This window comes from Limimaricola sp. AA108-03, from assembly GCF_050847355.1.
Lineage (GTDB): Bacteria > Pseudomonadota > Alphaproteobacteria > Rhodobacterales > Rhodobacteraceae > Limimaricola.
Genome location: NZ_CP193755.1, coordinates 781,625 through 802,193, shown reverse-complemented (window position 1 = coordinate 802,193; position 20,569 = coordinate 781,625). Strand labels below are relative to the sequence as shown.

Sequence of the window (20,569 nt, the reverse complement as noted above, 5' to 3'; positions counted from 1 at the left end):
TCCGGCAAGTGTTTCGTTAACTTTAAATTAGGAACTTCGTGCTCCAGGCGAAAATCACCGTTGCGCCACACGCCATGCGGGGTGAATCCACGGTTTTTCATCCAAAGCGGCGAGGCTGCGGCCGAGGATGTGGTCCGATGCCTTTTCCCCCACCATGATCGAAGGAGCGTTGAGGTTGCCATTGGTGATGCGTGGAAAGATCGAACTGTCGGCCACGCGCAGGCCCTCGACCCCGATCACCCGGCATTCGGGATCGACCACCGCGTGCGTATCCTCCGCCGCGCCCATCCGGCAGGTGCCGCAGGGGTGGTAGGCGCTCTCGACATGTTCGCGGATCGCGTCGTTCAACTGCTCGTCGGTCTGGACATCATCCCCCGGGAGGATCTCGTGACCGCGATAGGGTGCGAAGGCGCGCTGACCGAAGATCTCGCGGGTCAGGCGGATGCAGATCCTGAAGTCCTCCCAATCCTTCTCGGTCGACATGTAGTTGAACAGGATCTTCGGCGCCTCGGCGGGATCGGTGGATGCCAAGGTCACCTGCCCGCGCGAATCCGAACGCATCGGGCCGACATGGGCCTGAAATCCATGCCCTTCGGCGGCCGCCTGCCCGTCATAGCGCACAGCCATGGGCAGGAAGTGATACTGGATGTCCGGATATTCGACGCCCGCGCGCGAGCGGATGAAGCCTGCGCTCTCGAACTGGTTCGAGGCGCCGAGACCCGAGCGTGTCAGCATCCACTGCGTGCCGACCTTGCCCTTGCCCCAGAGGTTCCAGTGGCTGAACAGCGAGACCGGCTGCGTCGCGGCCATCTGGATATACATCTCGAGATGGTCCTGCAGGTTACGGCCGACGCCCGGGCGATCGGCGACGACTGCGATGCCGTGCTCGGACAGATGTGCGGCCGGGCCGATGCCCGACAGCATCAGCAGCTTGGGCGAGTTGATCGACGAGGCCGCGATGATCACCTCGGCGCGCGCCCGTATCACCTCGGTCTTCGACCCGCGACTTATCTCCACGCCCCTCGCGCGGCCCTCTTCGATCACCACGCGATGCGCGAGGCCGCGCAGAAGCGTGCAGTTGTCGCGCTTGAGCGCAGGACGCAGATAGGCATTGGCGGCGGACCAGCGGGTCCCCTGCCAGATCGTCGCCTCCATGGGTCCGAAGCCTTCCTGCTTCTCGCCGTTGTAATCGTCGGTGAGTGGGTAGCCCGCCTGCCCGCCGGCCTCGACGAAGGCGCGGGTCAACGGGTTGTCGCGCGGTCCGCGTGTGACATGGAGCGGTCCGTCATGCCCCCGGCGGGCGGGATCACCCCCATGGCCCCCGTCATGCCAGTTTTCCATCCGTTTGAAATAGGGAAGCACGGAGGCGTAGTCCCAGCCCTTGGCTCCCAACTCGGACCAGGTATCGAAATCGCGCGCATGGCCGCGCACATAGACCATGCCGTTGATCGAGGACGAGCCACCGATCACTTTGCCGCGCGGGGTCGCCAGGCGCCGGCCACCCAGATGAGGTTCGGGCTCGGAGCGATAGCCCCAATCGTAGCGCGACATGTTCATTGGGTAGCTCAGCGCGCCGGGCATCTGGATGAACGGCCCGGCATCGGTACCACCATGCTCGATGACGATAACGCTGCGCCCCGCCTCGGACAGGCGATAGGCCATGGTACAGCCGGCGCTGCCGGCTCCGACGATCACGTAATCCGCTTCCATGCTGGTCATCCATGTCCTGCCGGACCGGACATTTGGAAATGTCCGGTCCGGATTATTGCAATAATCCGGCTCTCGGCCGCTCAGAAGGGCGCTTCGACCGCACCCATCGCCACGTAGACGGTCTTGAGCTGGCTCCAGTGCTCGATCGCCACCTGTCCGTTCTCACGCCCTACGCCGGACATCTTCATGCCGCCGAAGGGCGCCTCGACCGGCGTCAGATTGTAGGTGTTGATCCAGCACGACCCCGCTTGAAGCCCCGCTACCATCCGGTGCGCGCGAGCGAGATCGCGGGTGAAGACACCGGCGGAGAGGCCATAGATCGTGGCATTGGCGCGCTCGAGCACCTCCTCTTCGGTCGCGAAACCGAACACCGACATGACCGGGCCGAAGATCTCTTCGCGCGCGATGGTCATGTCGTCCTCGACATCGGCGAAGACCGTGGGTTCGATCCAGAAGCCGGCGCCCTCGGGGCGACCGCCACCGGCGACGAGGCGCGCGCCTTCCTCGCTTCCCTTGGCGATGAACCCCTCGACGATCTCGCGCTGGCGCTCGGAGACCATCGGCCCGAAATTGGTTTCCTCATCGAGCGGATCCCCCGCTTTAACCCCCTTCAGCCGTTCGCTCAGCCGCTTGAGGAAGGCCTCCCGGATGCCGTCCTGCACGAAGACGCGGGTGCCGTTGGAGCAGACCTGACCCGTGGAGTAGAAGTTCGCGTTGATCGCCGCGGAGACCGCATCCTCAAGGCTGGCATCGTCGAAGATGACGAGCGGCGACTTGCCCCCAAGCTCCATCGTCACCGACTTCATGCCCGAAGCGGCGGCCGAGTAGACCTTGCGCCCCGTCGGCACCGAACCGGTGAGCGAAACCTTGGCCACGCGCTCGTCCTCCACGAGTTGCGCGCCCACCTCGCCATAGCCCTGCACCACGTTGAACACGCCCGGCGGTGCGCCCGCTTCCAGCAGGATCTCGGCCACCTTGAGCGCCGAGAGCGGCGTGGTCTCGGAGGGCTTGAACACCATGGTGTTGCCGCAGGCGAGCGCGGGCGCGGCCTTCCAGCAGGCGATCTGCGTGGGATAGTTCCACGCGCCGATCCCCACCGCCACGCCCAACGCCTCGCGGCGGGTATAGACGAAGTCCTCGCCCATCTGGATGTGCTCGCCCGACAGCGTCGCGGCCAGACCGCCGAAATATTCCAGCGCGTCGGCACCTGAGGTGGCGTCGGCCACCAGCGTTTCCTGCAACGGCTTGCCGGTGTCCTTCGTCTCCAGTTCCGACAGTTCGCGGTTGCGGGCGCGCATGATGTCGGCGGCGCGGCGCAGGATGCGGCCGCGCTCGGTTCCGGTCATCGCCGCCCAGGCCGGCTGCGCCCGCCTGGCTGCCGCCAGAGCCCGATCGACGAGAGCGGGCGTCGCCGAATGCAGCGTGGCGATAATTTCCCCGGTGGCCGGGTAGATCACGGGAATGGCCGCGCCGCTGTCGTCCTCGACATAGGCGCCGTCGATGAAGTGGCTGGCCTCGGGTTGGGTCGGATAGGTCATGACTGCGTGCTTTCGGAAAGGTGAAAGGGAGCGCTCACTCGCCGCGTGGATAGCGCTGGCTCTCCTCGAGAATGTTCAGGTCCATGTGGTTGCGCATGTATCGCTCGGAAGCGGCGCGCAGCGGCTGGTAGTCCCACGGGTAGTAGCCACCCTGGCGCAGCGCCTCGTAAACCACCCAGCGGCGGGCCTGGCTCTGGCGTACCTGGGCATCGGCGAGATCGAGGTTCCAGCGCTCCGCGGCCATGGCCCGAAACCGCTTGAGCGTCTCGGCATGGGCGGGATTGGCGGCGAGGTTGGATCGCTCGGCCGGATCGGCCTCGAGATCGAAGAGCTGTTCGGGATCGACCGGACAGGCGGTGTATTTGAAGCGCCCCTCGCGCAGGGCGATCATCGGCGCGATCGAACCTTCGGCGGCGTATTCCATCGCCACAGGCGTCTGGCGTTTCGCGCCCTGCCCGAGCGGCACGAGGCTTTCGCCATCGGTCCAGGGCGTGACTTCGGACATGTCGACGCCGGCGAGATCGCACAGCGTCGGGGTCACGTCGATGGCCGAGACCGGGTCGGTGACGAGAGCAGGCTCCATGCCGGCGGCCGAGATCATCAACGGCACCCGCGCCGAGCCCTCGAAGAAGCTCATCTTGAACCACAGCCCGCGGTCCCCGAGCATGTCGCCATGGTCCGAGACGAAGACCACGATCGCCTCCTGTCGCGTGTCCTCGAGCACCTGCAAAAGCTCGCCCAGCTTGTCGTCGACATAGCTGATATTGGCGAAGTAGCCCTGCCGGGCCCGGCGGACCTGCTCTTGCGTGATCTCGAAGCTGTCCGCGTCGCAGGCGTCCCAGAGCCGCTTCGAATGCGGATCCATCTGCTCGTAGGGGATCGCCTCACCCGGCGCCTCGAGATGGTCGCAATCGTTGTAGAGGTCCCAGTACTTGCGCCGCGCCACGTAGGGATCATGCGGATGGGTGAAGCTCACCGTCAGGCACCAGGGCCGCGCGTCATGGCCGCGCGCCAGATCGTAGAGCTTGGTCTTGGCCTGATGCGCGACATCGTCGTCATATTCGAGCTGGTTGGTGATCTCGGCGACCCCGGCGCCGGTGACCGATCCGAGGTTGTGATACCACCAGTCGATCCGCTCGCCCGGCTTGCGCCAATCCGGGGTCCAGCCGAAATCGGCGGGGTAGATGTCGGTGGTGAGCCGCTCCTCGAAGCCGTGCAGCTGGTCGGGGCCGACGAAATGCATCTTGCCCGACAGGCAGGTCTGCCAGCCGGCGCGGCGCAGGTGATGCGCAAAGGTCGGGATGTCCGAGGGGAACTCGGCGGCGTTGTCGTAGACGCCGGTGCGGAACGGCAGCTGGCCCGACATGAAGGACGCCCGCCCCGGCGCGCAGAGCGGGCTGCCGGTATAGGCATTGGCAAAGCGGGTCGAGCGCGCGGCGAGCTTCTTGAGGTTCGGCGCGTGCAGCCAGTCTGCCGGACCGTCGGGGAACAGCGTTCCGTTCAGCTGGTCGGCCATGACGATGAGGATGTTGCGGGTCGGTGTCATTTCAGCTCCAGTTCGAGCGCGGCGAGCAATTGCCTCGTGGCGGCGGGGCCATCGGCCGGACCGCCCGCGAGTCCCTGCTTCAGATACATCCCGTCGATCAGCGCCGCGAGACGCTCCGCCGCGTCCATCGCCCCGGCCCCCAGCAGCGGGCGCAGGTCATGCGCGAGATTCGCCCGCAGCCGCCGGTGATAGATCCGCAGCAGGCGCGCCGCCTGCTCCGAAGTCCGCGCCAGGACGTAGAAGTTGAGCCAGGCCGCGATCACCTCTGAGCGGAAGTTCGAGGGGCCGAAATTGGCCCGCAGGATCGCCGCGACGCGGGCACGCGGATCGCCCTTCGCCGCGATCAGCGCCTCGCGCACCTCGGTGGAATACTCGGCCAGCAGGTGACGCATCGCGGCCAGGAATATCCGCTCCTTGTTGCCGAAATAGTGATGCGCCAGCGCCGAGGACATGCCGGCGCGGCGGGCGATCTGCGCCACCGTGACGTCGAGCGAACCCTGCGCGCCGATCTCCTCGATCGTCGCTTTGATCAATGCAGAGCGCCGTATAGGTTCCATCCCGAGCTTGGGCATCAAGGGTCTCCGATCCGCCCCGGCCCAATGACCGGGTTGCAACCGTGACCCTAATAGGGTTTTTATTGACGCGTCAATCAAGAACCCGGAACAGCAGAGAGGACGACTTCGATGAAGCTTCGCACCATGATCAGCGCAGTTGCGCTGACCACCGCCGCCACCGGCGCGTTCGCCCAAGACGCAGCCGAGTGCCGCGACATCGTGATGTCGGATGTGGGCTGGACCGACATCACCGCCACCACGGCGACCACCGCCATCGTGCTCGAGGCGCTGGGCTACGAGCCCGAGATCAAGGTGCTCTCGGTGCCCGTCACCTTCACCTCGATGTCGGATGGCGACATCGACGTGTTCCTGGGCAACTGGATGCCGACCCAGTCGAGCGAGATCGCGCCCTATACCGAGGATGGCAGCATCGAGACGGTGCACAAGAACCTCACCGGCGCGAAGTACACGCTGGCGACCAACGCCGCGGGCGCCGCGCTGGGCATCGCGAACTACGCCGACATCGCCGAGCATGCCGAAGCGCTCGACAATACCATCTACGGCATCGAGCCGGGCAATGACGGCAACCAGCTGATCCTCGAGATGATCGAGACCGACGCCTTCGGGCTGGGCGATTTCGAAGTCAAGGAAAGCTCCGAGCAGGGCATGCTGGCGCAGGTCGACCGCGCCTCCAAGCGCGACGAGCCGGTGATCTTCCTCGGCTGGGAACCGCACCCGATGAACGCCAATTACGACATGACCTATCTCGAGGGCGGCGACGACTGGTTCGGCCCCAATCTCGGCGGCGCCGAGGTCTATACCGTGACCCGGCAGGGTCTCAGCGAGGAGTGCCCCAATCTCGGCACCTTCCTCACCAATCTCGAATTCACGCTCGAGATGGAGAACGAGATCATGGGCTCGATCCTCAATGACGGAATGGACCCGCGCGATGCCGCGCAGGAATGGCTCGCCGCCAACCCGCAGGCCGTCGAGCCTTGGCTCGAAGGCGTGACCACGCTGGACGGCTCCGAGGCCCTGCCCGCCGTGCAAGGCGCGATCGAAGGCTGATCCGCGCCTCGAAAGGGCGCGCCACCGCGCGCCCCTGCCTCGGCCCCGATCGGGGCCGAGCTCTGGTTTTCCGGCCGCCTGGCGCGGTCCCCGCCCATCCGATCCGCGGCCCTCAGCGCCGCCTTCCCGACACGGAGACACCGATGACCCGACCGATCCGAGGCGCCGTCCCATGGAACTGACCATTCCCAAGATTCCCGTGGGTGACTGGGCCGCCGACGGCTTCGATTGGCTCGAAACCAACCTCGCCATCGTGTTCGACACGCTCTCGATGCTGCTCGAGGCGATGATCGAGGGCATCCTGTGGCTCCTGCAGACACCGCCCGAGCTGCTCGTCATCGCCGTCTTCGTCGGCCTTACCTACGCCCTGCAGCGGCGCTGGCAGCCGGCGCTTCTGGTGGCGCTGGGCTTCCTGTTTGTGCTGAACCAGGGCTACTGGGAGGAGACGAGCGAGAGCCTGACGCTGGTGCTTTCGGCCTGTGTCGTCTGCATGGGCGTCGGCGTGCCGATCGGCATCGCCGTGGCGCACCGCCCCAAGCTCTACGCCTGGGTCGCGCCCGTGCTCGACCTGATGCAGACGCTGCCGACCTTCGTCTACCTGATCCCGGCGATCGTCTTCTTCGGCATCGGCATGGTGCCCGGCCTGATCGCCACGGTGATCTTCGTGCTGCCCGCGCCGATCCGCCTGACCCAGCTCGGCATCTCCAACACGCCGACCGCGCTGGTCGAGGCGGCGCAGGCCTTTGGCGCGACGCCGCGCCAGCTGTTGTGGAAGGTCGAGCTGCCCTCGGCGTTTCCGCAGATCATGACCGGGCTGAACCAGACCATCATGCTGTCGCTGTCGATGGTCGTCATCGCCGCGCTTGTCGGCGCCGACGGTCTCGGCGTGCCGGTGGTGCGGGCGCTGAATTCGGTCAACACCGCGCTCGGCTTCGAGAGCGGCTTCGTGATCGTCGTGGTCGCCATCATGCTCGACCGCGCGCTGCGCGTGAAGCGAGGGTAAGTAAGACATGTCAGACAACACCCCCCGCAGCACTGGCAAACGCAACGCCGTGGAGTTCGATGCCGTCAACATCGTCTTCGGCGACCGTCCCGAGGCGGCGCTGCCGCTGATGGACGAAGGGCTCGAGCGCCCCGAGATCGCCGAAAGGACCGACCAGGTTCTTGGCGTTCACGACTGCACGCTCGACGTGCCCGAGGCCGAGATCCTCGTGCTCATGGGCCTTTCGGGGTCCGGCAAGTCGACGCTCCTGCGCGCCGTCAACGGGCTCAATCCCGTGGTGCGCGGCGACGTCCGCGTGCGCATGAACGGCGAAATGACCTCGGTCACGCAGGCCAACAAGAAGACGCTGCGCGAGATTCGCCTGCACCACGTCGCCATGGTGTTCCAGCAATTCGGCCTGCTGCCGTGGCGCAGCGTGCGCGACAATGTGGGCCTCGGGCTGGAGCTGGGCGGCATGAGCCGCGCCGAGCGCCGCGACCGGGTCGAGACCGAGTTGGAAATGGTCGGTCTCGCCGATCGGGCCGACGCGCTGGTCGGCGAGCTTTCGGGTGGCATGCAGCAGCGTGTCGGTCTTGCCCGCGCCTTTGCCACCGACGCGCCGATCCTCCTGATGGACGAGCCTTTCTCGGCGCTCGACCCGCTGATCCGCTCGCGGCTGCAGGACGAGCTTCTGGACCTGCAGGCGCGCAAGCAGCGCACTATCATCTTCGTCAGCCACGATCTCGACGAGGCGTTCAAGCTCGGCAACCGCATCGCCATCATGGAGGGCGGGCGTATCGTGCAGGCCGGCACCCCGCGCGAGATCTTCACGCGGCCCGCGAACGGCTACGTGCGCGATTTCGTTGCGCATATGAACCCGCTCGGCGTGCTCTGCGCCCGCGACGTGATGGACCCGGACGCCAAGCTCGCCGCCGAGGGCCGGGTCACGGCAGACACGCCGATCCTCGAGGTGATGGCGCTGATCCACGCCACGCCCGCGCCGCTCGACGTGACGGAGGATGGCCGGGTGATCGGTCAGGTCAGCCCCGGCTCGATCCTCGAGCGCCTCGGCCAGATGCCCGCCGACTGAGCACCGCCTCGGGCGTGGCGGCGGTCGCCGCCCGCCGCGCCCGGGTTTCGCGCCAACTGATGAACAGCACCGATCCCATGATGATCGCGCCACCCAGAACGGTAAAGGGATCCACCGGCTCGCCGAAGAGCAGCGCCCCGAGCAGCACGGCCCAGACCAGCTGCAGAAAGGTCACCGGCTGCGTGACCGTGAGCGGCGCCGAGGCGAAGGCACGCGTCATCGCGTAATGCCCGCCGGTGCCGAGCCCCGCGGCAAGGAACAGAAACACCAGATCGCCAGCGGCCGGCGCCGCCCAGACCGGCAGCGCGAATGGCAGTAGCCCCAGCGGCACCATCAGCGACAGCATCGCCACGATCACCTCCGGCGACAGGTCCTCCGACAGGCGTTTGACCACCAGATAGCCAGAGGCGATCAGCATCGCCGTCCCCATCATCGCCACATGACCGGGATCGATCTCGCGCAAGCCGGGGCGCAGCACCACGAAGGCCCCGATGAAGGCCGCGCCCACCGCCGCGAGACGGCGCGGTGGCAGCGCCTCGCCCATCAGGAGCGCCGCGCCGACCGTCACCCAGATCGGGTTGAGGTAGTTGATCGCCGTCACGTCGCCCAAGGGGATGCGGGCGATGGCGTAGAACCACAACCCGACCCCGCAGCTATGCAGTACCGCGCGCAGGCTGAGCAGTCGCCAGTGCCGCGTCGTGATCCGGGCCCGTCGCAAGGCGGGTAGCATCGGCAGCAGGAAGGGCAGGCCCAGCGCGAAGCGCAGCAGCGCCGTCTGCGCCGCCGGAAGCGCCGTGCCCACCGATTTGATCAGCACCGTCATGCCGACGAAGCACAGCCCGGCGGCCACCATCCAGCCGATCCCGGCAATGGGCGAGCCCTCGCTGCGCATGATGGATGCTGTCGTCATGCAAATCTCCTCGCGCCACCTGATGGCAAAGCGTATGGGGATGCAAGCCCGGCCGTCGGGCATGGCGGGGCCGGGTCATGCGTATTTGCGGAACAAAGTAGCCTTCAGCCGCCCAGCACCAAACCGGCGGCGATGCTCCACATCACCAACGCGATGCCCGCATCGAGCAGGCGCCAGGCGGTGGGCTTCGCGAAGACGGGGCGCAACAGCCGCGCGCCATAGCCCAAGGCGAAGAAGAACAGGAAGGACGCGGTGACGGCACCGCTTCCGAAGGCCCAGACCCGCCCTCCGAAGCGTGAGGCGATCGACCCCAGCAGCACCAGAGTGTCCAGATAGACATGGGGGTTGAGCCAGGTCAGCGCGAGACAGGTCAGCACCGCGCGGCGCAGGCCCGCCGTGCCCTCCTCCGCGGCCCGAAGCGCGGCTCCACCCCTCCACGCGGCCAAGGCCGCCTTGGCGCCATAGACCAGCAGGAAAGCCGCGCCGCCCCAGCGCAGCAACGGCGCGATCCAAGGCGCGACCTCGGCCAGCGCCGCGAAGCCCGAGACACCGGCGGTGATCAGCACAGTGTCCGACAGCGCGCAGGTCAGCACCACCGCCAGCACGTGATCGCCCCTGAGCCCCTGGCGCAACACGAAGGCGTTCTGCGCCCCGATGGCGAGGATCAGCGACAGCCCGAGCGCGAGCCCGGCGGCGAAGGCGGAGAGCAAGGCGGCATCCATGGGGGCGGCTTAGCCGCGGCCCCCTGCCCTCGCAATATCAGAAAGGCACGTCGTCGGCCTGATCCGATGTCACGACGAAGCGCGCCACCACCTTCTTCTGCCCCGCCTTGTCGAAGGCGATGTCGAGCTTGTCGCCCTCGACCCCCACCACCTCGCCATAGCCGAACTTCTGGTGAAACACGCGGTCCCCGGTGGTGAAGGAGGACACCGCCGTCATGTCGATGGTGATGTTCTTGGCCTCGGCCGGCTGGCGCATCTGCCGCTGCTGGCCGCGCGCCTGCAGCCGCTTCCAGCCCGGGGAGTTGTAGACGTCCGCCTTGGCCGCGTTGTCGTGGAGCCGCGAGCCTTGCGCCGCGTTGATCGCCGGCGACGCCGAGGACGACATCCCCGCCGCGCCGTAACCACCACCATAGAGGCCCGGCGGCGTCAGTACCTCGACATGACCCTCCGGCAGCTCGTCGATGAAGCGCGAGGGCAGCTGGCTCTGCCACTGGCCGTAGACCCGCCGATTGGCGGCGAAGGAGATCGTGCAGACGGCCTCGGCGCGGGTGATGCCGACATAGGCCAATCGCCGCTCTTCCTCGAGGCCGCGCAGCCCGCTCTCGTCCATCGAGCGCTGCGACGGGAACAGCCCGTCCTCCCAACCCGGCAGGAACACCATCGGAAATTCGAGACCCTTGGCGGCGTGCAGCGTCATGATCGACACCTTCTCGCCCTCCTCGGCCTGCTCGTTGTCCATGATCAGCGCCACGTGTTCGAGGAATCCCTGCAGGCTGTCGAAGCCTTCCAGCGCCTTCACGAGTTCCTTCAGGTTTTCGAGCCGACCCGGCGCCTCCGGCGTCTTGTCGTTCTGCCACATGCCGGTATAGCCGCTCTCGTCGAGGATCATCTCGGCCAGTTCGACATGGGTGTCGCTCTCGTTCACCACCTGCCCGTGCCAGCGGTCGAGCGCGTCGACGAGGATCGACAACTCCTTGAGCCCCTTGCCACCCAGAAGCTTGGTCTGCACCACGATGCGCGCGCCCTCGACGAGGCTCACCCCGTTCGAGCGGGCGGCGCGCTGGATCGTCTGCACGGCCTTGTTGCCCAGCCCGCGCTTGGGCGTATTGACGATCCGCTCGAAGGCGAGATCGTCGTCGAGCGAGACGGCGAGGCGAAAATAGGCCATCGCGTCGCGGATCTCCAAGCGCTCGTAGAAGCGCGGACCGCCGATCACCCGGTATGGCAGGCCGATGGTCAGGAAGCGGTCCTCGAAGGCACGCATCTGGTGCGAGGCGCGCACGAGGATTGCCATGGAATCGAGACCCACCGGGTCCATCCCCCGGGTGCCGCGCTGCGCCGCCTCGATCTCTTCGCCGACCCAGCGTGCTTCCTCGTCGCCGTCCCAATGGCCGATCAGCCGGACCTTCTCGCCCTCCTGCTCCTCGGTCCAGAGCGTCTTGCCCAGCCGTCCCTTGTTGGCGGTGATGAGGCCGGAAGCCGCGCCGAGAATATGCGGCGTCGAGCGGTAGTTCTGCTCCAGCCGGATCACCTCGGCGCCCTCGAAATCCTTTTCGAAACGCAGGATGTTGCCCACCTCGGCGCCGCGCCAGCCATAGATCGACTGGTCGTCATCACCGACGCAGCAGATGTTCTTGTGTCCGCCCGCCAGCAGCCGCAGCCAGAGGTACTGCGCCGCGTTGGTGTCCTGATACTCGTCCACGAGGATGTAGCGGAACCAGCGACGATACTGGTCGAGCACGTCGTCGCGATTCTGGAAGATGGTGACCATGTGCAGCAGCAGGTCGCCGAAATCGACGGCGTTCAGATCCTTGAGCCGCGCCTGATAGGCGGCGTAGAGCTTGCGCCCCTTGCCGTCATAGGCCGAGGCGTCGGCGGTCGGCACGTTCTCGGGCGTCAACGCCCGGTTCTTCCAATCATCGATGATCCCCGCCAGCATCCGCGCGGGCCACCGCTTGTCGTCGATGTTCTCGGCCGCGACCAGCTGCTTCAGCAGCCGGATCTGGTCGTCTGTGTCGAGGATGGTGAAGTTCGATTTCAGCCCGACCAGCTCGGCATGCCGGCGCAGGAGCTTCACGCAGATCGCGTGGAACGTGCCGAGCCACGGCAGACCCTCGACCGTCTCGCCCAGCATCCTGCCGATGCGCTCCTTCATTTCGCGCGCGGCTTTGTTGGTGAAGGTCACGGCGAGGATCTCGTTGGGCCGCGCGCGTCCCGTGCGCATCAGGTGGACGATCCGTGCCGTGAGAGCCCGGGTCTTGCCGGTTCCCGCCCCCGCCAGCATCAGCACAGGGCCGTCCATCGTCTCGACCGCGAGCCGCTGCGCCGGGTTCAGCCCGTCGAGATAGGGGGCGCCGCCCGGCTGCGCCATGGCGCGACGCGACAATGGCATGGAAGCGGCCTCGAAGGCCTCGTCATCGGAAAAGCTGCTCATGGCGCCAATCTAGCGCCCATGCCCCCCGATGAAAAGCAGCGTTCCGTATATGTTCGCAATGCGGCAACCGCCGGGCGATTGCCTTGAAAGCGCGGCATCTTTCTCCCGCCCGCGCCGCTGCTCCCCTGACTTGTTAACCGGCCCGTAGCCGGAGCCTGCCAGTTTGCATGGGCAATCACAGGAAGGTCCCCATGACCAGAATCCGCTTTCTCGGACGCCCCCGGCTCAACATGCTGCTGATGCTGTTTCTCGGGCTGGCCACCGCCGTGGCCTGGCTGTCGGTGGTGTATCTGCCGACGCCGCTGGTCAATCGGATGATGCGCGAGGATATCAGCCGCGAGGCCGAGAACTGGCGCTTTCGAGTGCTGCACACGCTCGAGAATGGCAGCCTCGCCTTCGAGCGTGGTCACCTGAGCGAAGTCGACATCGCCTGGCTCGAAGAGGTCACGACGCTGTCGGACATCTACCGCTTCAAGCTCTTCACGGCCGATGGCCGTGTGTTCTGGTCGTCGCGGGCCTCCGACATCGGCACGATCAACGACAAGCCCTATTTTCAGAGCGTCGTGGCGCAGGGCGAGAAATACTACAAGGCCGAGATGAAGCCCATGGGAGAGGTCGACGGCCACCTGCACGGGGCTGCCGACCACCACCTGCCCGGCGACATGCTCTGCGTGGCCGAGATCTATACGCCCGTGATGCGCGACGGTCGCTTCGTCGGTGCGATCGAGTTCTACACCGACGTGACCGCCATGGGGCACACCTTTACCATAAGGCTGCGCAACATCTTCATCGGGTTGTCCGGCATCTCGCTGATCCTTCTGGTGCTGACCACCGTGGTAATCCGCCGCGCCGGGCGCATACAGGTCGCCGCGATGCGCGAGCGCGCCGAGGACGAGCGCGAGATGATGCAGGACCAGATGCGGCTGACCCGCGAGGTGCAGCTCCTGGGCGAACTCAACGAGTGGCTGCAATCCTCGCGCTCGCTCGACGAACTCTTCCAGATGGTCGGCCGCTTCATGACCCACATCCTGCCCCACTGCGAAGGCAGCATCTACGTCTACTCCAACTCGCGCGACGTGCTGGTCGGCGCCACGAGCTGGAACGGCGGCCATCATTGCGATCACATCCGGGCCGAGGATTGCTGGGGGCTGCGCCGCGGCCGCACCTACAGCTATGGCGCCGCCGAGGTCGATTTCCCCTGCGGCCATACCGAGACGCAGGATACGCGCCCGGCCTACTGCTTTCCGGTGCTGGCGCATGGCGAGACGATCGGCCTGCTGCACCTCAAGGCGCGGCCCGAAACCAACCTTCTCGATTTTCGCGCCAGCCAGAAGCGAGCCCAGATGTGCGCCGAACAGATCAGCCTCGCCATCGCCAATGTGCAGATGCGTGACCAGCTGCATGACCGCTCGATCCGCGACCCGCTCACCGGGCTCTACAATCGTCGCCACCTGACCGAGACGCTGCGCCGCCATCTCGACCGCGCCCAGCGCGAGGATCGGCCGCTTTCGCTGCTGTCGCTCGACGTCGATCACTTCAAGCGATTCAACGACAATCACGGCCACGACGCGGGCGACATGGTGCTGCGCGCTGTCGGCTCGGCGCTCGAACAGTTCTGCGATGGCGACGAGACCGCCTGTCGCATCGGCGGAGAGGAATTCATGCTGCTCCTGCCCGATCTGCGGCTGGAGGCGGCGGCGTTGCGGGCGGAAGCGCTGCGCGGCACCGTGGAGCGGATCTCCGTGCGCTATGGCGAAAAGACCCTGCCGCGCATCACCGTCTCGATCGGCGTGGCCGCGCATCCCGATGACGGCGCGATGCCACAACAACTGATGAAGGCTGCCGATGATGCGCTCTACGACGCCAAGGGGCGCGGCCGGAACCAGGTGGCGATCGCGGGCGAGGCGGACCCCGCCAAGGACGATGCCCCCACCCTGTTCGCGAAACCGCCGCAGGCGGAGGCTCTCGATCGCGCTGGCTGAAATCGCGATCCGGCGATCGCTCCGCTCACCCAAAACCGCCCTCGGCCCTGCTGGCAAAGAGACGCCGCTATCATCGCCATGCCGGAAGACGCGAGGATACCCCACCGCCCCGTTAGCGCTATCAGTAGTGAGTACCGCCCCCCTCGGCACAGCATCTCGGGGCTATACTGCACCGCAGAAACCCCTAGACTGCCGGCGACCAAACGGAAGGGGTGGACATGGCCGAATTCGAGAAGATCCTCGTAGCCAACCGCGGCGAAATCGCGATTCGCGTGATGCGGGCAGCCAACGAGATGGGCAAGAAGACCGTCGCGGTCTATGCCGAAGAGGACAAGCTCGGCCTGCACCGTTTCAAGGCAGACGAAGCCTATCGTATCGGCGAGGGCCTGGGCCCGGTCCAGGCCTATCTCTCGATCCCCGAGATCATCCGCGTGGCCAAGATGTCGGGCGCCGACGCGATCCACCCCGGATATGGTCTGCTCTCCGAGAACCCGGAATTCGTCGATGCCTGCACCGCGGCCGGCATCACCTTCATCGGCCCCAAGGCCCAGACCATGCGCGAGTTGGGTGACAAGGCCTCGGCGCGGCGCGTGGCGATCGAGGCGGGCGTGCCGGTGATCCCCGCCACCGAGGTGCTCGGCGACGACATGGCCGCGATCCGCAAGGAGGCCGCCGAGGTCGGCTACCCGCTGATGCTCAAGGCGAGCTGGGGCGGCGGCGGCCGCGGCATGCGGCCGATCATGGATGAGAGCGAGCTCGAGGAGAAAGTGCGCGAGGGCCGCCGCGAGGCCGAGGCCGCCTTCGGCAACGGCGAGGGCTATCTCGAGAAGATGATCACCCGCGCCCGCCATGTCGAAGTGCAGATCCTCGGTGACCAGCACGGCCAGATCTACCACCTGTGGGAGCGCGACTGTTCGGTGCAGCGCCGTAACCAGAAGGTCGTCGAGCGGGCCCCCGCCCCCTATCTGTCCGAGACCCAGCGCGAGAAGCTGTGCAATCTCGGCCGCCAGATCTGCGCCCATGTGAACTACGAATGCGCCGGCACGGTCGAGTTCCTGATGGACATGGATTCGGGCGAATTCTACTTCATCGAGGTGAACCCCCGCGTGCAGGTCGAGCACACGGTAACCGAAGAGGTCACCGGCATCGACATCGTGCGTGCGCAGATCCTGATCGCCGAGGGCAAGTCGATCGTTGAGGCCACCGGCTGCGCCAGCCAGTACGACGTGAAGCTCGACGGTCACGCGCTGCAATGCCGGGTTACGACCGAGGATCCGCATAACAGCTTCATCCCCGATTACGGCCGGATCCAGACCTACCGTTCGGCCACCGGTCCCGGCATCCGTCTCGACGGGGGCACCGCCTATTCCGGCGCCGTCATCACCCGCTTCTACGATTCGCTGCTGACCAAGGTGACGGCGCGCGCGCCCACGCCCGAGATGGCGATCGCACGCATGGACCGGGCCCTGCGCGAATTCCGGATTCGCGGCGTCAGCACCAATATCGACTTCGTCATCAACCTGCTGAAGCACCCGACCTTTCTGTCGAACCAGTACACCACCAAGTTCATCGACACGACGCCGGAGCTGTTCAAGTTCGACACGCGGCGCGACCGCGCGACTCGGCTCCTGACCTACGTGGCCGACATCACCGTCAACGGTCACCCCGAAACCGAAGGTCGCACCCTGCCCCCGCGCGATGCCAAGACGCCGCGCGCCCCTGCGCCCAAGGGCGAGGAGATCCGCCCCGGTACGCGGCAGATCCTCGACGAACAGGGTCCCAAGGCCGTGGCCGAGTGGATGAAGGCGCAAAAGCAGCTGCTGATCACCGACACCACGATGCGCGATGGGCACCAGTCGCTCCTGGCCACGCGGATGCGCTCGATCGACATGATCCGCGTCGCGCCGTCCTATGCCGCCAATTTGCCCGAACTGTTCTCGGTCGAATGCTGGGGCGGCGCCACCTTCGACGTGGCCTATCGTTTCCTGCAGGAATGTCCCTGGCAGCGGCTGCGCGACATCCGCAAGGCCATGCCCAACATCATGACGCAGATGCTGCTGCGCGCGTCGAACGGGGTCGGCTATACCAACTATCCCGACAACGTGGTGCAGGGCTTCGTGGCCCAGGCCGCGAAGTCGGGCGTCGACGTGTTCCGGGTCTTCGACAGCCTGAACTGGGTCGAGAACATGCGCGTCGCGATGGATGCGGTGATCGAGGCCGAGAAGGTCTGCGAGGGCACGATCTGCTACACCGGCAACATGCTCGACCCCAAGCGGTCCAAGTACGATCTGAAATACTACGTCGAGATGGCCAAGGAGCTGGAAAAGGCCGGGGCGCATGTGCTCGGCGTCAAGGACATGGCGGGCCTTCTGAAAGCGCCGGCGGCGACCCAGCTCTTCACCGCGCTGAAGGAGGAGATCGGCCTGCCGATCCACTTCCACACGCACGACACCTCCGGCGCGGCGATCTCGACCGTTCTGGCGGCCTCGGCGGCGGGCGTCGACGCGATCGACGCGGCGATGGACAGCTTCTCGGGCAACACCTCGCAGCCGACGCTGGGCTCGATCGTCGAGGCGCTCGACAAGACAGACCGCGACACCGGGCTCGACATCGAGGCGATCCGCGAGATCTCGAACTATTTCGAGCAGGTCCGCGCGCATTACGCCGCTTTCGAAAGCGGGCTGCAGGCTCCGGCCTCCGAGGTCTATCTCCACGAGATGCCCGGCGGGCAGTTCACCAACCTCAAGGCGCAGGCGCGTTCGCTGGGTCTCGAAGAGCGCTGGCACGAGGTCGCCAAAACCTATGCCGAGGTGAACATGATGTTCGGCGACATCGTGAAGGTCACGCCCTCCTCCAAGGTGGTGGGCGACATGGCGCTGATGATGGTGAGCCAAGGGCTGACCCGCGAACAGGTCGAGGACCCGAATGTCGACGTGTCCTTCCCAGACAGCGTCATCGACATGATGAAGGGCAATCTCGGCCAACCGCCGGGCGGCTGGCCCACCGCGCTACAGGCCAAGGTGCTGAAGGGCGAAAAGCCGCTCAAGGACCGGGCGGGCAAGCATTTGAAGCCCGTGGATTTCGAAGCGGCGCGCGCCGAGGCGATCAAGGCCACGGGCGAGACCGAGATCGACGACGAGGATCTCAACGCCTACCTGATGTACCCCAAGGTCTTCACCGACTATGCCCGCCGGCACCAGCAATACGGTCCGGTCCGCACCCTGCCGACCCGGACCTTCTTCTATGGCATGGAGCCGGGCGAGGAGATCTCGGCCGAGATAGATCCCGGTAAGACGCTGGAGATCCGTCTGCAGGCGGTCGGCGAGACCGGCGACGACGGCGAGGTGCGGGTGTTCTTCGAACTCAACGGCCAGCCGCGTACGGTGCGGGTGCCCAATCGCAAGGTCGCGGCCAAGGCGCAGAAGCGCCCCAAGGCCGAGATCGGCAACCCCGCCCATGTCGGCGCACCGATGCCGGGGGTGGTCTCGACCGTCGCCGCGCAGGCCGGACAGAAGGTCAAGCAGGGCGACATGCTGCTGACGATCGAGGCGATGAAGATGGAAACCGGCCTGCATGCCGAGCGCGACGGCACCATCAAGGCGGTGCATGTGACCCCGGGCGCGCAGATCGACGCGAAGGACCTGCTGGTCGAGATCGAATGACCCGGCTCGGCGCGGTTAGCCTCGTCGTGCCCGATTACGACGAGGCGATCGCCTTCTTCACCGGCCCCATGGCCTTCACCCTTGCCGAGGATGTGGAGATGGGGGCCGGAAAGCGTTGGATCCGCGTGGTGCCGTCCTCGGGCGGCACCGGCATCATCCTCGCCCGTGCCGAGACACCTGCGCAGCGAGACACGATCGGAGCGCAGGGCGGCGAGCGGGTCTGGCTGTTTCTCGAGACCGATGATTTCGTCCGCGACGCCAACCGGATGAAAGCCGGCGGCATCGTTTTCGAGGAGGAACCGCGCCACGAGCCCTACGGCATCGTGGCAGTGTTTCGGGACCCATGGGGCAACCGCTGGGACCTGATCGAGCCGAGCCTCGCCGGCTAGGGCGGACACCTTGGGCCTCGTCCCGACCCACCTGTTCGGTCGCCCATGCCGATGCTCGGGTTTCGAGATCGCAACGCCTCGCCGGAGAATTCCGCGCCGGGCGTTCGTTTTTCCGCTTGCACCCCCCCGCTGCCTTGGCTACATCCGCCCCACGAAACGGAAGCGGGTGTAGCTCAGGGGTAGAGCATTACCTTGCCAAGGTAAGGGTCGTGAGTTCGAATCTCATCACCCGCTCCAGTTTCGATCCTCCCTGATAGCAGACGGCAGATAGACGCGCGCGGGCGCGCTGCATTTCGCATGTCCCGCAGTCCACGGGTCCCGGCATGCCCTTCGTGGCTGCCGCACGCCATGGCGACCGGGTCCTGTACTGGGCACGTGCCGTCCTGCCTGCACTGCCCTTCACCTAGTGCCAATCGCACCCCCGAAACCCATGGGCGGCAACAGTCCGATCATGTTTGCGATCACGCCCCTTCGAAGCGCGTATCCGGCCGTGCGGGACTTCCGCGAAGTCGCCCGGATTTTCTCGTTCTCCCCTCTTGCACCCCACCGCGGCTCCGGCTACATCCGCCCCACGAAACGGAAGCGGGTGTAGCTCAGGGGTAGAGCATTACCTTGCCAAGGTAAGGGTCGTGAGTTCGAATCTCATCACCCGCTCCAGTTTCGATCCTCCCCGACATCGCCGAACGCGCTCTTGGCCCCGCTTCCCTCGCCGCCTATACGGTCGGCGAAACCAGTTGAGGGATGCCATGCGGACCGCCAAGATCACCCGCGCCACCGCCGAGACATCGATCGAGGTCGAGATCGATCTCGACGGCACCGGCGCCTATGACAACAAGACCGGCGTCGGCTTCTTCGATCACATGCTCGACCAGCTGTCGCGCCACGCGCTCATCGACATGAAGGTGCGCGCAGAAGGTGACCTGCATATCGACGACCACCACACGGTCGAGGATACCGGTATCGCGCTGGGCCAGGCGCTCAGGCAGGCGTTGGGAGACAAGAAGGGCATCCGCCGCTACGGCGCGTGCCACCTCGCGATGGACGATGCGCAGGTGCGCTGCGCGCTCGACCTGTCGGCGCGGCCCTTCCTGATCTGCAACCTCGATTTCCGGTCCTCCAAGATCGGGACCTTCGACACCGAACTGGTACAGGAATTCTTTCAGGCGCTGGCCACGCATGGTGGCATCACACTGCACATCGACCGGATCCACGGCCACAACGCGCATCACGTCGCCGAGGCCGCCTTCAAAGCCGTCGCCCGCGCGCTGCGCGAGGCGGTGGAGCCGGACCCGCGCCGCTCGGACGCGATTCCCTCGACCAAGGGGGCGCTATGAGCCTCACCGCGCTGATCGATTACGAAAGCGGCAACCTGCACTCGGCCCAGAAGGCCTTCGAGCGCATGGCGCGCGAGGGCGATGCGGGCGAGGTGATCGTCACATCGCGCCCCGAGGACGTGGCCCGCGCCGACCGGATCGTGCTGCCGGGCGACGGGGCGTTCCCGCATTGTCGCAACGCGCTTTCGGCACAGCCCGGGCTGCGCGAGGCGCTGGTCGAGGCGGTCGAGATCAAGGGGCGGCCGTTCCTCGGGATCTGCGTCGGCATGCAGCTTCTGGCCGAGGTGGGCCATGAATACGAGCGGACCGAGGGGCTGGGCTGGGTGCCGGGCGAGATCGTCCGGATCGAACCCTCGGACCCGAAAATGAAGGTCCCGCATATGGGCTGGAACGATCTTGTGATCGACCGCCCCCACAAGCTGCTCGAAGGGATCTCGACCGGCGATCATGCCTATTTCGTGCATAGCTGGCAGTTCCGGCCCAGCGACCCGGACACGCTGCTCGCGCATGTCGATTACGGCGGCCCGGTGACTGCGGTGGTGGGGCGCGACAACGTGGTCGGCGCGCAGTTCCATCCCGAAAAAAGCCAGGCGGCGGGGCTCAGGCTGATCGCCAATTTCCTGAACTGGAAGCCTTGACGACAAGAGG

The 20,569-nt window shown here is 66.3% G+C and carries 15 protein-coding genes and 2 tRNA genes; 10 read left to right on the top strand and 7 right to left on the bottom strand.

Features of this window, described 5'->3' with window-relative positions:
• Nucleotides 1–54: 54 nt before the first annotated feature.
• The 4 genes from betA to betI form a co-directional block, all read right to left on the bottom strand.
• Nucleotides 55–1,710, bottom strand: coding sequence for a choline dehydrogenase (gene betA / locus ACRAQ3_RS03990; RefSeq protein ID WP_432256257.1), 1,656 nt, complete (start codon nucleotides 1,708–1,710; stop codon nucleotides 55–57).
• An 80-nt stretch (nucleotides 1,711–1,790) separates the two neighbouring features.
• Nucleotides 1,791–3,248, bottom strand: a complete 1,458-nt coding sequence (gene betB / locus ACRAQ3_RS03985) for a betaine-aldehyde dehydrogenase (protein ID WP_432255758.1) — start codon at nucleotides 3,246–3,248, stop codon at nucleotides 1,791–1,793.
• 34 nt (nucleotides 3,249–3,282) lie between these two features.
• A complete protein-coding gene (betC, locus tag ACRAQ3_RS03980) occupies nucleotides 3,283–4,794 on the bottom strand; it encodes a choline-sulfatase (protein ID WP_432255757.1) in 1,512 nt (503 codons plus the stop codon).
• On the bottom strand, nucleotides 4,791–5,366 hold the full coding sequence (betI, locus tag ACRAQ3_RS03975) for a choline-binding transcriptional repressor BetI (RefSeq protein ID WP_269396503.1): 576 nt from the start codon (nucleotides 5,364–5,366) through the stop codon (nucleotides 4,791–4,793). The genes betC and betI overlap by 4 nt, the downstream gene beginning before the upstream one ends.
• 111 nt (nucleotides 5,367–5,477) lie before the next feature.
• Between betI and choX the strand changes: the two genes are divergently transcribed.
• The 3 genes from choX (at nucleotide 5,478) to choV (ending at nucleotide 8,488) form a co-directional block, all read left to right on the top strand.
• Complete coding sequence (choX, locus tag ACRAQ3_RS03970; protein WP_269396502.1) at nucleotides 5,478–6,416, top strand: choline ABC transporter substrate-binding protein; 939 nt, start codon at nucleotides 5,478–5,480, stop codon at nucleotides 6,414–6,416.
• A gap of 172 nt (nucleotides 6,417–6,588) precedes the next feature.
• Complete coding sequence (gene choW / locus ACRAQ3_RS03965; protein ID WP_269396501.1) at nucleotides 6,589–7,419, top strand: choline ABC transporter permease subunit; 831 nt, start codon at nucleotides 6,589–6,591, stop codon at nucleotides 7,417–7,419.
• Between the two features lie 7 nt (nucleotides 7,420–7,426).
• A complete protein-coding gene (gene choV, locus ACRAQ3_RS03960) occupies nucleotides 7,427–8,488 on the top strand; it encodes a choline ABC transporter ATP-binding protein (protein WP_269396500.1) in 1,062 nt (353 codons plus the stop codon).
• On the opposite strand, the gene ACRAQ3_RS03955 is transcribed toward choV, so the two are convergent.
• The 3 genes from ACRAQ3_RS03955 to ACRAQ3_RS03945 all read right to left on the bottom strand — a co-directional run bounded on the left by ACRAQ3_RS03955 (nucleotide 8,439) and on the right by ACRAQ3_RS03945 (nucleotide 12,554).
• Nucleotides 8,439–9,398, bottom strand: a complete 960-nt coding sequence (locus ACRAQ3_RS03955; RefSeq protein ID WP_432255756.1) for a DMT family transporter — start codon at nucleotides 9,396–9,398, stop codon at nucleotides 8,439–8,441. The two genes, choV and ACRAQ3_RS03955, sit on opposite strands and share 50 nt — an antisense overlap.
• Nucleotides 9,399–9,502: 104 nt before the next feature.
• Nucleotides 9,503–10,120: a LysE/ArgO family amino acid transporter gene (locus ACRAQ3_RS03950; protein WP_432255755.1), complete on the bottom strand. Its 618-nt coding sequence runs from the start codon at nucleotides 10,118–10,120 to the stop codon at nucleotides 9,503–9,505.
• 37 nt (nucleotides 10,121–10,157) lie between these two features.
• On the bottom strand, nucleotides 10,158–12,554 hold the full coding sequence (locus tag ACRAQ3_RS03945) for an ATP-dependent helicase (protein WP_432255754.1): 2,397 nt from the start codon (nucleotides 12,552–12,554) through the stop codon (nucleotides 10,158–10,160).
• A 191-nt stretch (nucleotides 12,555–12,745) separates the two neighbouring features.
• Here ACRAQ3_RS03945 and ACRAQ3_RS03940 point away from each other — a divergent pair, with 191 nt between their 5' ends.
• From ACRAQ3_RS03940 to hisH, 7 genes are all read left to right on the top strand, one after another.
• On the top strand, nucleotides 12,746–14,536 hold the full coding sequence (locus ACRAQ3_RS03940; RefSeq protein WP_432255753.1) for a sensor domain-containing diguanylate cyclase: 1,791 nt from the start codon (nucleotides 12,746–12,748) through the stop codon (nucleotides 14,534–14,536).
• Between the two features lie 218 nt (nucleotides 14,537–14,754).
• The gene (locus ACRAQ3_RS03935; RefSeq protein ID WP_432255752.1) at nucleotides 14,755–18,198 is read left to right on the top strand and encodes a pyruvate carboxylase; all 3,444 of its coding nucleotides are present in this window, start codon (nucleotides 14,755–14,757) and stop codon (nucleotides 18,196–18,198) included.
• Nucleotides 18,195–18,587 (top strand): VOC family protein, encoded by a 393-nt coding sequence (locus ACRAQ3_RS03930; protein ID WP_432255751.1) that lies wholly within the window; start codon nucleotides 18,195–18,197, stop codon nucleotides 18,585–18,587. The genes ACRAQ3_RS03935 and ACRAQ3_RS03930 overlap by 4 nt, the downstream gene beginning before the upstream one ends.
• A gap of 162 nt (nucleotides 18,588–18,749) precedes the next feature.
• Nucleotides 18,750–18,824: transfer RNA gene (locus tag ACRAQ3_RS03925), tRNA-Gly, on the top strand.
• A gap of 345 nt (nucleotides 18,825–19,169) precedes the next feature.
• Nucleotides 19,170–19,244 (top strand) — tRNA-Gly (locus ACRAQ3_RS03920).
• A gap of 89 nt (nucleotides 19,245–19,333) precedes the next feature.
• Nucleotides 19,334–19,921 (top strand): imidazoleglycerol-phosphate dehydratase HisB, encoded by a 588-nt coding sequence (gene hisB / locus ACRAQ3_RS03915; RefSeq protein WP_269396494.1) that lies wholly within the window; start codon nucleotides 19,334–19,336, stop codon nucleotides 19,919–19,921.
• Nucleotides 19,918–20,559, top strand: coding sequence for an imidazole glycerol phosphate synthase subunit HisH (gene hisH / locus ACRAQ3_RS03910; RefSeq protein WP_085894504.1), 642 nt, complete (start codon nucleotides 19,918–19,920; stop codon nucleotides 20,557–20,559). Before hisB ends, hisH begins: the two co-directional genes overlap by 4 nt.
• The last annotated feature ends 10 nt before the right edge of the window (nucleotides 20,560–20,569 follow it).

Bases quoted from the DNA above. Each gene is read 5' to 3' on its own strand.
- betA (WP_432256257.1), bottom strand. From the start codon at position 1,710: ATGGAAGCGGATTACGTGATCGTCGGAGCCGGCAGCGCCGGCTGTACC.
- betB (WP_432255758.1), bottom strand. From the start codon at position 3,248: ATGACCTATCCGACCCAACCCGAGGCCAGCCACTTCATCGACGGCGCC.
- betC (WP_432255757.1), bottom strand. From the start codon at position 4,794: ATGACACCGACCCGCAACATCCTCATCGTCATGGCCGACCAGCTGAAC.
- betI (WP_269396503.1), bottom strand. From the start codon at position 5,366: ATGCCCAAGCTCGGGATGGAACCTATACGGCGCTCTGCATTGATCAAA.
- choX (WP_269396502.1), top strand. From the start codon at position 5,478: ATGAAGCTTCGCACCATGATCAGCGCAGTTGCGCTGACCACCGCCGCC.
- choW (WP_269396501.1), top strand. From the start codon at position 6,589: ATGGAACTGACCATTCCCAAGATTCCCGTGGGTGACTGGGCCGCCGAC.
- choV (WP_269396500.1), top strand. From the start codon at position 7,427: ATGTCAGACAACACCCCCCGCAGCACTGGCAAACGCAACGCCGTGGAG.
- ACRAQ3_RS03955 (WP_432255756.1), bottom strand. From the start codon at position 9,398: ATGACGACAGCATCCATCATGCGCAGCGAGGGCTCGCCCATTGCCGGG.
- ACRAQ3_RS03950 (WP_432255755.1), bottom strand. From the start codon at position 10,120: ATGGATGCCGCCTTGCTCTCCGCCTTCGCCGCCGGGCTCGCGCTCGGG.
- ACRAQ3_RS03945 (WP_432255754.1), bottom strand. From the start codon at position 12,554: ATGAGCAGCTTTTCCGATGACGAGGCCTTCGAGGCCGCTTCCATGCCA.
- ACRAQ3_RS03940 (WP_432255753.1), top strand. From the start codon at position 12,746: ATGACCAGAATCCGCTTTCTCGGACGCCCCCGGCTCAACATGCTGCTG.
- ACRAQ3_RS03935 (WP_432255752.1), top strand. From the start codon at position 14,755: ATGGCCGAATTCGAGAAGATCCTCGTAGCCAACCGCGGCGAAATCGCG.
- ACRAQ3_RS03930 (WP_432255751.1), top strand. From the start codon at position 18,195: ATGACCCGGCTCGGCGCGGTTAGCCTCGTCGTGCCCGATTACGACGAG.
- hisB (WP_269396494.1), top strand. From the start codon at position 19,334: ATGCGGACCGCCAAGATCACCCGCGCCACCGCCGAGACATCGATCGAG.
- hisH (WP_085894504.1), top strand. From the start codon at position 19,918: ATGAGCCTCACCGCGCTGATCGATTACGAAAGCGGCAACCTGCACTCG.